At 42.5% G+C, this 604-nt stretch carries 1 protein-coding gene; it reads left to right on the forward strand.

Going from position 1 to position 604, the window contains the following annotated elements:
* On the forward strand, window positions 1–604 hold a 604-nt coding region (locus PQO00_RS20300; protein ID WP_369128024.1), incomplete at both ends, for a helix-turn-helix domain-containing protein.

The following is a 604-nucleotide window of genomic DNA, read 5'->3' on the forward strand; positions in this document are numbered from 1 at the left end:
TTATAGGGGAAGTCCTGGCAGGCGTCACGCTATTGGTCTATTTAGGGTATACCATCTATGACATCATCAAGAACAAAAAGGAAAGATGGATGCTGTTTTTTATAGTGCCTTATGCCTTACTGAACTTAATTGATGAGGCTTCGTTCATCGTAACGAAAAATCATAATAATTTCTCTTTCCTAGAAAGTTATGGTATTATTGGATTATCAGCGGTACTATTATATATGATTTTGTTTAGGCTCGTCGTATCGCCGAAATCCGTATTGCCTAAGGCCGATACCAGGGCCTATAAGACATCGAGCCTCAGTAGATCCAAAGCTGAGGTATATAAAAGGGACTTTTTAAGGCTCATGGACAGGGAGAGGCTCTTTACCAACAGCAATATAACGGTCAACCTGGTAGCCCAAAGGATGGGCATTCCAAGACAGTACTTATCCGAGGTCCTGAACGTGTACTTAAAATCCAATTTCCAGGACTGTATGAACAAGTACAGGGCGGAAGAGTTTGTAGCTTGTCTCAAGGACGACAGGTTCAGGAACTATTCCATTATGGGCATTGCCAACGAGGTCGGCTTCAAGTCCAAGTCCTCTTTCAACACGACCTT

The sequence above is a fragment of the Flavivirga sp. 57AJ16 genome (assembly GCF_028736925.1).
Lineage (GTDB): Bacteria > Bacteroidota > Bacteroidia > Flavobacteriales > Flavobacteriaceae > Flavivirga.